Source organism: Microvirga sp. KLBC 81, assembly GCF_003075415.1.
In the GTDB taxonomy this organism is placed as follows: Bacteria; Pseudomonadota; Alphaproteobacteria; order Rhizobiales; family Beijerinckiaceae; genus Microvirga.
Genome location: NZ_QDAH01000125.1, coordinates 1 through 10,177, shown reverse-complemented (window position 1 = coordinate 10,177; position 10,177 = coordinate 1). Strand labels below are relative to the sequence as shown.

Below are 10,177 nucleotides of genomic sequence, written 5' to 3'. Positions count from 1 at the left end.
CCCTGAGCCGGGTCGAGCGCGGGCTGGCGGGCCTTCTGCAGGTGGAAGGGCCTGAGAACCCCACCGTGTTCAAGGACCACAATCCGCAGAAGTCGGCCCAGTCGACCAGCGGCCACTAGAACGGACAATGAGGACGCCAATCCTCCGGCCCGGGAGCGATCCCGGGCCGCTTTGCTTTATAGATAGCGATCAAACTGTGAAACGATCCCGGAACGGAAGGAACAACCATCAGCGGTATCACAGGAAAAGGCTCTCGCGTGTTCCGTCACCATCCTGCTCAGGGCCGCCCGACAGCATCGTACATCTTCTGCGCTTCCTCGCGCTGCTTCTGCAATTCAGGGAGGACTTGTTCCGCAAAAGACTTCACCTCCTGGTGCGCGCTCTGGCTCGCGGTCCGGTAGATGCCCAATTCCTGATCAAGGGCCTGTATCTGAATTTCCGCGTAGCGCCGGCTCAGCGCGAGATAATCGAGCGGCTCCAGGTTCTCGATGATGACCTGGTGCTCGAACTCCTTCACGCTTGGAAGCGTCATCCTCCGCTCGCGAGCGAAAGTCTCAATACGTTGAAGAAGACCGAGACGAAAATCCGCCGCCGCGGTCGCGTAGCTCCTGACCTCGGGTTTCGTCTCTCGGCTGGAGGCGAGCTTCGCAGCCTGACCTTGAAGGGTCGCGGAGCTGTAGGCCAGTCGCAGAAACTCTTCCGGGTCGATGGTACGCGTCTGAGCGGGGACACCGGATGCCCCCTGTCCTTGTGCCCAGGCGGCCGGGAGTGTTCCCACGAGCGCCGCTCCGAGAACAAATGCCATTACGAGGGATTTCAGGGTCATCATGAGCTTACTGCCATCCGGGAACGCCCGACATGTCGGGCAGGCGATGCGCGATGCCCTTGTGGCAATCGATGCAGGTCCTCTGGCCCGTGAACAGGAAGCGCTCGTGCGCGGATGCCGCGCGCGGGTTCTGCTTCGTCAGGTCCATGGATTCCGAGCTGTGGCAGTTGCGGCACTCCAGTGAGTCGTTGGCCTTCATGCGCTCCCACTCCCGCTCGGCCAAGTGCTTGCGCATGGCCAGGAACTTCTCCCGCGTGTCGATGGATCCGAAGATGTGGCCCCAGACCTCCTTCGAGGCCTGCATCTTGCGCGCGATCTTGTTGGTCCATTCGTGCGGGACATGGCAATCCGGGCAGGTGGCCCGCACGCCCGAGCGGTTCGTGAAGTGGACGGTGCCCTTGAGCTCCTCAAACACGTTGGCCTGCATCTCGTGGCAGCCGGTGCAGAACTTCTCCGTGTTCGTGACCTCCAGCGCGGTGTTGAAGCCGCCCCAGAAGACAACCCCGGCCACGAAACCTCCAAGCGTGAGAAAGGCAAGGCTGAGATAGGTCGGCGGACTCAGCGCCGTCTTGACCCAGGAGTTTGCCCGAACCCAGCCCCAGGCCCGTGAGATTCCGGCCGCCATCAATGCCTCCCCCGCTCGGGCTGCCGCTCAGGCTCGGCCATTGCATCCATGTCCGTGAACACGTTCTCCACCAGGGGCTTGGCGGTCGTCTGCGGCACATGGCAGGCGACGCATACGTAGCGTCGCGGCGCCAGTCCGCCGAGAGTATTGCCGGCGCGGTCCTGGTAGTGCGTCACGCTGATCATCGGTGCCTGGCTCTGCTCCGTGAACTTGCGGGCATGGCACGACATGCACTTGTTCGCGTTCAGGTCCATCGCGTAGCCCTCGATGGAATGTGGGATCACCGGGGGCTGGTCGGGATAGTTGCGGCGCACGCGCACGTCGTCCGTCACCTGCCGTTGCATCGGCGGCGCCGGAGTCTCCCTGGTGAACGGCTCGGGCCCGCGCAGGCGCGGCGCATCCTGCGCGAGGATAGCTCCTGCCGTCAGACAGGGCACGATACTGGCCAAGCACAAGAAAAGTCCGCGCCTCATTGTTGGTCTCCGGCATCGGCAGTCGTGGCCGCGACGATCTTGACGGCGCATTTCTTGAAGTCCGTCTGCTTGGAGATCGGGTCGGTCGCGTCGAGAGTGACCTTGTTGATGAGCTGGCTGGCATCGAAGAACGGGACGAAGATCAGTCCCGGCGGCACGCGGTTCCGTCCGCGTGTCTCGACGCGGCTGCGGATCTCCCCGCGCCGGGAGACCACCCTCACCTCCTGTCCCCGGCGGAGATTGCGCTTGGCGGCATCGTCCGGATGCATGAACACGACGGCACCGGGAAAAGCCCTGTAGAGCTCGGGCACCCGCAAGGTCATGGAGCCGGAATGCCAATGCTCCAGGACGCGACCCGTCACGAGCCACAGATCGTATTCGGCATCCGGCGCCTCGGCCGGCGGCTCGTAGGGCGCGCCGATGACGTTGGCCCTCTTGTCCGGGTTGCCGTAGAACTGCACCCCGCTGCCTTTCTCGACATAGGGATCAAGGCCCTCACGATAGCGCCAGAGCGTTTCCTTGCCGTCCACCACCGGCCATCGCAGCCCGCGAACCTGGTGATAAGTCTCGAACGGCGCGAGGTCGTGCCCATGGCCGCGGCCGAAGGCGGCGTATTCCTCGAACAGGCCCTTCTGGACGTAGAAGCCGAAGTGCTTCGCCTCGTGGTTCTCGTAGGCCGGATCGATCTCGGACAGCGGGAACTTGTTCGCCTCGCCGTTGGCGAAGAGGACCTCGTAGAGGGTCTTGCCCTTGTAACCGGGGTTGGCGTCGAGGATCTCCTTCGTCCAGACCTCGTCCGTGGTGAAGCGCTTCGAGAACTCCATCAGTTGCCAGAGATCGGAGCGGGCCTCTCCGGGCGCGTTGACGAGCTGGTGCCAGAAATGGGTGCGCCGCTCCGCGTTACCGTAGGCACCCTCCTTCTCGACCCACATGGCGGCCGGCAGGATCAGGTCGGCCGCCATGGCAGTCACGGTCGGGTAGGCATCAGAGACCACGATGAAGTTCGCGGGGTTCCGATAACCCGGATAGGTCTCGTTGTTGGTGTTCGGCGCCGTCTGGAGGTTGTTGTTGACCATGATCCAGTAGGCGTTGAGCTTGCCGTCCTTCAGCATGCGATCCTGCTGGACGGCGTGGTAGCCGACCTTGTCCGGCAGGAGGCCATGCGGGAGCTTCCAGATCTCCTCCGCATGCTTGCGGTGCTCGGGATTGTTGACCTGCATGTCGGCCGGAAGGCGGTGGCTGAAGGTGCCGACCTCGCGCGCCGTGCCGCAGGCCGACGGCTGACCGGTCAGCGAGAAGGGAGAGTTGCCGGGTTCGGAGATCTTCCCTGTGAGCAGGTGCAGGTTGTAGACCATGTGGTTGGCCCAGACGCCGCGGACATGCTGGTTGAATCCCATGGTCCAGAGCGACATCACCTTGGTCTTCGGGTCGGCATAGAGGCGCGCCAGGGCCTCCAACCGCTCCGCCGGCACGCCGGAGAGCTCGGAAGCCTTCTCGACCGTGTACTGGCTCATGAGCTTGGCATAGTCCTCGAAGCTCGCGGCATGGGAGACCTGCGCATCGTTGGCGTGCTGCGCCCGCTGCTCCAGCACGTGGTCGGACCGCAGGCCGTAGCCGATGTCGGTGTTCGCCAGCCGGAAGTTGCAGTGTTTCTCGACGAACTCGCGGTTCACCGCCCCGTTCTGGATGATGTAGTTCGCGATGTAGTTCATGATCGCGAGGTCCGAGTTCGGCTTGAAGATCAAGGCCATGTCGGACAGATCGGTCGTCCGGTGCTCGTAGGTGGACAGCGTCGCGATCTTGACATGCGGATGGCTGAGGCGGCGGTCGGTGACCCGGGTCCACAGGATCGGGTGCATCTCGGCCATGTTCGAGCCCCACAGCACGAAGGCGTCGGCGTGCTCGAAATCGTCGTAGCAGCCCATCGGCTCGTCCATGCCGAAGGTGCGGATAAAGGTGACGGCGGCCGAGGCCATGCAGTGCCGGGCGTTCGGGTCGAGGTTGTTGGTGCGGAAGCCTGCCCGCATCAGCTTGGAGGCTGCATAGCCCTCCCAGATCGTCCACTGCCCCGAGCCGAACATGCCGACGGCCTCGGGGCCCTTCTCCTTCAGCACGCGCTTGAACTGGCTGGCCATCTCGTCGAAGGCACGGTCCCAGGAAACCGGCTGGAACTCGCCGTCCTTGGCGAACTGTCCGTCCTTCATGCGCAGGAGCGGCTGGGTAAGGCGGTCGTTGCCATACATGATCTTGGACAGGAAATAGCCCTTCACGCAGTTGAGGCCGCGGTTGACCTCCGCCTGCATGTCGCCATGCGTGGCGACGACCTTGCCGTCCTTCACCGCCACCATCACGCCGCAGCCGGTACCGCAGAAGCGGCAGGGAGCCTTGGACCATTGCAGACGAAGGTCCTCGCCCGTCAGAATGTTCTGGGCGCTGGCCGGGAGGGTGACGTTGGCGGCAGCGGCCGCTGCCGCAGCGGCCTGGGTCTTCAGGAGGGTGCGGCGCGTGAGGTCCATCAGTCTACTCCCGCTCTGAAACTGGCTCGAAATGGTGGAAGACAAGGGTGGCGGCGAGGACGCCGTCGAGGAGTTGAATCGCGTTGATCCGCTCGACGACCTGGTTCTCGGTCTCTGTTTCGAGTGTGACGATCAGCTTGCCTGCTTCCTCGCCGCCATGAACCTCGGCCCCCTCGATGGAGCCAAGGATTTCGACGATCGATGGAACCTTGTCGGGGTGGCTGTGGACCACGAGGCTGGAAATGTGACGCTCACGGGTCATGATGCCGCCTCCGACGCGGACAGCCGGATGGCATCGGCGGGGCAGGACTGGGTGCAGTCACCGCAACCGGTGCAAGTATCAGTCATGATCCTGGGGCGGGCGCCGCCGACAGCAAGCTCGAACCGCACGGCCCCTGTCGGACAGGCATCCCGGCAGCTCATGCAGGCAATTCCCCGAAGGGCAAAACAGGCTTGGCCAATCACCGCAAATGACGGCTCATCGGGCTGGGGAGCTGCTGCGAACTTTCCGAGCAGGAAGCTACGACGCTTGAGGTCAGGGGGCTCGTCCATCGACAGCCTCCATCAGACCGGACCGGGCGGTCCCGTGAACAGGTAGTACATCCAGACAACAAAGCCCCAGCCTGCCACGACGCCGACAGCGATGAAGGGCCAGATCAGGACGGCAAGGACGAGGAACGTGAGCACCTCACGTTTTTTCCTACCAGCTTCCACTGCTTCCGATCGCATTTATTCTGGTTCGCCTGAAAAGGTCACAACTCTTTCCTAACGACAGTCACCTTAGAAAGTTCCTAATATTTATCTAATCTAAGCAATCCACTCATAACCGCGAATATGATTCAGGATATACTTCAAAATTACAACTATATACGATCACCCCTGCTCCGTCTTTGCGCTAGAACAAATAAGGCGAGCTTTCCCACCGTTGTCACATTCTCGGGGCATCGCTTCGGCCAGGTTTCATCACCAGGTGTTGTCATGGGCTCAGGCGTTCCGCTGGATTTCGAACCGGACATATACACCGCAAGATCGACCGCATTGGCAGGATCATCACTGGTGACCACTCTGCGCTGGCCGGCGCTTTTCACCGGCACCTCCTGGCCCGAGCTATCCCCATGCACTGCGTCGATGGCCGCGTCTCACCTGCAGTCGACAAGGAGTGTCGTTGTAAAGGATCCCGGCCACCGCCTCTATGTCAGCGATCACCAGCCGACGCCGATGGCGCCTGATCTGCCGCTGCGTCTCCCAATTACGGAGCGTCCGGCTTACTGTCGGCAAGGTGCTGCCAATAAGGTCGGCGAGATCCTGGCGGCTCACGGGGAACGGGATCTCGATTCCTTCCGGGACTTGTATGCCGAACCTCTCGACAAGCTTGAGGACGGCACGTGCCAGACGATGCTCGACGGACTCGCCCGAAAGATCTCGCACCCTGTCTTCCATCTCCCGCAGGCGCGCCTCGAGATCGCGGATCACGTTAAGTGCGACTTGCGGGTGACGGTCAACGATGGCTCTCAGCATGGGTGCCGGCCATTGGAGTTCCTCGCATTCCGTAATGGCGACAGCATCCACGGGATAGAACCTGTCGAGGAGGGCTGGGCTACCAAAAACCTCGCCCGCTCCGACATACTTGATGACGACGCGCGAACCTCGCGGAGTGGACTGCACGAGTTGGGCGACCCCGGAGACAAGGACATGGACAGCGCGGGCGGGCTCTCCGGCCGCGAAAAGCAGGGTGTCTGCTGCGAGGAGCCGTCGCTTTGCCTGCTGCAACAAGTCTTTCGCGACGCCCTCCTCGAGGCCGCGGAACAGCCCTATGGACAGCGCCTCATCGGGCATTGCGATCCCCTGGAGTGAATGTCGACCCTGCGGTGCAGGGCGCAAGGCTCTTGGCCCTCGCCATGTCCCCGGCTCCGCACGACGCCGCGAGACCAATGTCGATGAAGAGGAGCGCTATCTCGTCGAAGACACCGAGATCCGTTTCGTCAGTTGTGACCGTGTCGAGTTCGCTGACGAGTTCGAGCAACGCTGCGATGCGTTCTGCCTGGTGCCGCGCATCCACGATCAGAGCGCGGAGCTGTCGCCGGGTCTCAAGTGCCTCGAAGCGTTCCAAGGCATCATCAAGCTGGCTGCGGCACCTGCAATCTAACTCGGTTGTTCCCAAGACTGCACGGACTCGCTTCAAGATTTGTGAGACACCATGCTGGACTGTGGGTTCCTTCATTCTCCCCTCCCCGTTCATGGAACAGCGTTCGGAAAGCTCTGATTACAAGCGAGGCTGCACAGGCGATCACGTCCGCAGCTCTTTCGGATGCCATTCCGCGCGCCCGGAAAGGCACTGCCGAACCGCCATGAAACCAAGACATGCTGGAAGCGAGATCAATGCTCCTAGGAGCGCCAAGCCGGCGGCAAGGGCCATCACGGCCATTACGACCAGGAGCGCTGCGACGGCGAACCCGTGACCGAGAAGGCGCAGAAATGGGCGGTGAGGCAGACCAGTCATCTCCAATCTCCAGCGGACGATACATCCTCATTAACCCATCGGCGGCACGCTGCTTTGCGGCACAGCAAACAAGACGACGCTTACGCCCGGCGCTGAGCGAGATCCGGACCACGTAGACGGCATGGAATGCGTGGAGCTCCCTTGCGTCCGGGTACGTCGCCGTGAACGCCGGCAGGCGCAATGGCGACGAGTGCCAGCAGCAAAAGGGCTGCGGACGTGAAGAACGGCGCACCCCACACGACCGATGGTCCGGGCTGCGACACGCCTGCGGCAAAGCTCGTCGTGAACAGGACTGGGCCGATAAGGCCGGTCACGCCCCGCAGGCTGTTGAGCGCCCCCTGCAACCTCCCCTGATCCGAGGCGGCGATCCGCTGGGTCATCAGGCTCTGGGCGGCAGGACCAAACAGGCCCCACAGAGCCGCGACGGGAATGGCCAGCCAAATCCAGTTCCCGCTTGGCGCAAGGCCGAAGAGCAGGGAACCGAGGCCGCCGCAGACGATGCCCGCGACCATCGTGGCCTGTTCACCCAGGCGCGGCACGACTCGGCGCACGAGACCTCCCTGAACCGCGGCTGAGGCAAAACCGACGGTTGCCAGGGCCAAGCCAATCGTGACCTGATCCCATCCATAACGGTGGCCTGCATAAAGCACAAAAACGGCGGGGAACACCTCGTGTGCAAGATTGGAGACGAACAGGACCAAGGAGACCCTGAACACCTCAGGATTCGACCGAAGCAGCCGCAGGGAGGCCCATGGATTCGCCCTCCGCCAAGCGAATGGTACGCGCCGGTCCTGCGGCAGGGACTCCGGAAGCACAAGGCTCCCGTACAGCGCATTGGCCAGGCACAGCCCCGCCGCAACCCAGAACGGCAGGCGAAGGTCGACGGCTCCGAGCAGGCCCCCAAGGGCCGGCCCAGCGATGAAGCCAAAGGCGAATGCTGCACCGATGATCCCGAACCCGGCGGCGCGGCGATCCGCATCGGTGATGTCCGCTACGTAGGCGAAGGCGGTGGTAAAGCTCGAAGAGGCCAGGCCACCGATTGCACGGCCGGCCAGCAACCAGCCCACCCCTGGGGCAACGGCCATGAGCAGATAATCGAGACCGAGTGCCAGGTTGGATAGCAGAATGACAGCGCGCCGTCCGATGGCATCGGACAGCGCGCCGAGAACCGGGGCTCCAAAGAATTGTGCCGCAGCCCAGGTCAGGCCGAAGAAGCCATAGACCTGCGCGGCGCTGACGGTCTCGCCGCCGAGGAATTCCTGCACCAGTCGCGGCAGGACGGGGATAATGATCCCGAAGGCTAGAAGGTCGAGAGCGACGCTGATCACCAGGAAGAATAAGGCCGAGCGGCGGGGACTATGGGCGTGCATGGGCTGAAGTCTCATGACTGGTTCAACGAGAGCGGTTACTCGACTGTCGTACTGCTCCACCTGGGTGGCTCTCGGCTCAGGGCGGTGTGTCCTCGGAGAGTAGAGTTTCACGACCTGCTCTATCGCGAGCCCGTTACAGGCGGATCCGCGCCCTGCCAGTGGCCCTGGCTCTTCAAGGCGTCCGCCACCTCGCGCGGCATGTAGTTTTCGTCGTGCTTGGCGAGCACCGTATCGGCTTTGAAGACGCCAGACGGGTCAAGCACGCCTTCGGCCACGACGCCCTGTCCTTCGCGGAATAGATCGGGCAGGAGCCCGTGGTACTGCACATCCACGGCACCGCTCGCATCCTTGACCCTGAACGCAATGACTTGACTGTCGCCCCGTCGGATCGATGCCTCCTCCACGAGGCCGCCGAGGCGAAAGCGCATGCCAGGGGCAATGCCGGCGGCCTGGACCTCGGTCGGCGTATGGAAGAACACGATGGTGTCGCGCATGGCGAAGGACACGAGGCCGAACGCGACGACGATCATGGTCAGTCCTGTCCCGATGAGGATCAGGCGCCGTTGCTTGCGGGTCATGCTTCAGGTCTCCGGGCTTGCAATCACGTGCTTCCGTAGCATCGGTGCTGCGATCCGGATTTGACCGAGCGCAAACCCACCCCCGCCATGCTCTGATAAAAACGCCTGAAGGCTAGGTCATTCGGCCGCACGATCGAGCCTGACCTCGTGCAATTCCTCCGATGAATTCCGGAGGAGCTAGCGCATCGTGCGGAAAAGTGGACCCGGTTTTACGCTTCAACGATGCGCTCTCTAGAGAAGGGAGCATCGGATTGTTCCCAAAAGTGCAAGTCCACTTTTGGGTCCGATGCTCTAGAGCGAGCGGTAAAGGGTGAACGTGCCGTGACTGGCGCTTGCCCGCACAATTACGAATTGGAGATCTCCTGTGATCGTCTGCTCCTGCAATGTCTTCTCGGATGGCGAGGTGCGTGCCTGCCTCAACCCGGGCCCCGACTGCCCCCGCACTCTGGCTCAGGTCTACCGCTGCCTCGGCTGCGGGCCTCAATGCGGGCGCTGCGCCACCACCATCCGCTCCATCATGGATGAGACCCTCGCCCGGAAGCATACCTGCTCGGCGGATTGCGAGACCTCCTGTCCCCTGACCCAACAGGCCAACTCCAACGAGCCCGGACAGCATCAGAGATCGCGATCTCGCTCAACTCGTGTCGGCCAATGATGCAGGATCCTGGAACGACCTTCTCTTAGGTCTCGATGTGATTGGTTGCCTTACTCCGGATGCCAAGCTGTCGAACGATGACTGCTGTACTGGAACTGTTTGGTATTGAACGCATTGGGAGGCTCGCATGGTAGCTGGAGCAAGCCATCGTGTACCTGAACGCAACAGCGGCAGGCGATGGATAGCGAACTTGCACAGTCACGTGTTCTGCGCCGAGCATGCCTTCGCACTCATGAGCCTCAGAGACAGGACAATCAGTTAAATCCTCTTTGGCACGCGCTGGCTTCCATGGGCTCTGCGGCTTCGGCACACATCATGGTTCCGCGGCTACCACAATCCGTTGTCGGCGGTCACAGTGTAATGAGCTGCGAGTCATGACAGCCAAGCGAACCTACTCACGCCTAGAGCTGATTCCATTGGCATGGAATCAGCTCTCTTGTTTGCCGGGCCGTATTTTTGACGGTGAACCGGAGCCACTTCACCGAAAAATACTCTAGTCGCCATGTACTTTGAGTCGCCATATATTTTGGCCAAGCTGCTGAATGGCAGTTATGGGTCCAGCCTGTGTGGAAACGCGTTGATCTGCTAAGCTGATGTTGATCAGCGGAGGGCCGGATGAAGCGTTTCGTTGAAG

At 62.2% G+C, this 10,177-nt stretch carries 13 protein-coding genes; 2 read left to right on the top strand and 11 right to left on the bottom strand.

Annotation, left to right across the window (positions count from 1 at the left end):
* Nucleotides 1–277: 277 nt before the first annotated feature.
* The 8 genes from DC522_RS30875 to DC522_RS37625 all read right to left on the bottom strand — a co-directional run bounded on the left by DC522_RS30875 (nt 278) and on the right by DC522_RS37625 (nt 6,276).
* The gene (locus DC522_RS30875) at nt 278–829 is read right to left on the bottom strand and encodes a DUF4142 domain-containing protein (protein WP_116532307.1); all 552 of its coding nucleotides are present in this window, start codon (nt 827–829) and stop codon (nt 278–280) included.
* A gap of 4 nt (nt 830–833) precedes the next feature.
* Entirely contained in the window at nt 834–1,451 is a 618-nt protein-coding gene (locus tag DC522_RS30870) for a NapC/NirT family cytochrome c (protein WP_116532306.1), read from the bottom strand.
* A complete protein-coding gene (locus tag DC522_RS30865; protein WP_116532305.1) occupies nt 1,451–1,924 on the bottom strand; it encodes a nitrate reductase cytochrome c-type subunit in 474 nt (157 codons plus the stop codon). Before DC522_RS30865 ends, DC522_RS30870 begins: the two co-directional genes overlap by 1 nt.
* Nucleotides 1,921–4,440 (bottom strand): periplasmic nitrate reductase subunit alpha, encoded by a 2,520-nt coding sequence (gene napA / locus DC522_RS30860; RefSeq protein ID WP_116532304.1) that lies wholly within the window; start codon nt 4,438–4,440, stop codon nt 1,921–1,923. Before napA ends, DC522_RS30865 begins: the two co-directional genes overlap by 4 nt.
* 4 nt (nt 4,441–4,444) lie before the next feature.
* Nucleotides 4,445–4,702: a chaperone NapD gene (locus tag DC522_RS30855; RefSeq protein ID WP_116532303.1), complete on the bottom strand. Its 258-nt coding sequence runs from the start codon at nt 4,700–4,702 to the stop codon at nt 4,445–4,447.
* Entirely contained in the window at nt 4,699–4,992 is a 294-nt protein-coding gene (locus DC522_RS30850; RefSeq protein ID WP_116532302.1) for a 4Fe-4S binding protein, read from the bottom strand. The genes DC522_RS30855 and DC522_RS30850 overlap by 4 nt, the downstream gene beginning before the upstream one ends.
* A gap of 12 nt (nt 4,993–5,004) precedes the next feature.
* The gene (locus DC522_RS30845) at nt 5,005–5,169 is read right to left on the bottom strand and encodes a periplasmic nitrate reductase, NapE protein (RefSeq protein WP_116532301.1); all 165 of its coding nucleotides are present in this window, start codon (nt 5,167–5,169) and stop codon (nt 5,005–5,007) included.
* Nucleotides 5,170–5,547: 378 nt separating this feature from the next.
* Nucleotides 5,548–6,276, bottom strand: coding sequence for a Crp/Fnr family transcriptional regulator (locus DC522_RS37625; protein ID WP_116532300.1), 729 nt, complete (start codon nt 6,274–6,276; stop codon nt 5,548–5,550).
* Between DC522_RS37625 and DC522_RS34450 the strand changes: the two genes are divergently transcribed.
* Nucleotides 6,254–6,586 (top strand): hypothetical protein, encoded by a 333-nt coding sequence (locus tag DC522_RS34450; protein ID WP_133239422.1) that lies wholly within the window; start codon nt 6,254–6,256, stop codon nt 6,584–6,586. The genes DC522_RS37625 and DC522_RS34450 overlap by 23 nt on opposite strands.
* 141 nt (nt 6,587–6,727) lie before the next feature.
* On the opposite strand, the gene DC522_RS30830 is transcribed toward DC522_RS34450, so the two are convergent.
* The 3 genes from DC522_RS30830 to ccmE form a co-directional block, all read right to left on the bottom strand.
* On the bottom strand, nt 6,728–6,940 hold the full coding sequence (locus DC522_RS30830) for a hypothetical protein (protein WP_116532298.1): 213 nt from the start codon (nt 6,938–6,940) through the stop codon (nt 6,728–6,730).
* Between the two features lie 80 nt (nt 6,941–7,020).
* The gene (locus DC522_RS30825; RefSeq protein WP_245444703.1) at nt 7,021–8,310 is read right to left on the bottom strand and encodes an MFS transporter; all 1,290 of its coding nucleotides are present in this window, start codon (nt 8,308–8,310) and stop codon (nt 7,021–7,023) included.
* A 119-nt stretch (nt 8,311–8,429) separates the two neighbouring features.
* Nucleotides 8,430–8,888 carry a cytochrome c maturation protein CcmE gene (gene ccmE / locus DC522_RS30820; protein WP_116532296.1) on the bottom strand — a complete coding sequence of 153 codons (459 nt, stop codon included), beginning with the start codon at nt 8,886–8,888 and terminating at the stop codon, nt 8,430–8,432.
* 364 nt (nt 8,889–9,252) lie between these two features.
* Between ccmE and DC522_RS30815 the strand changes: the two genes are divergently transcribed.
* Nucleotides 9,253–9,543, top strand: a complete 291-nt coding sequence (locus DC522_RS30815; protein WP_116532295.1) for a bacterioferritin-associated ferredoxin — start codon at nt 9,253–9,255, stop codon at nt 9,541–9,543.
* The last annotated feature ends 634 nt before the right edge of the window (nt 9,544–10,177 follow it).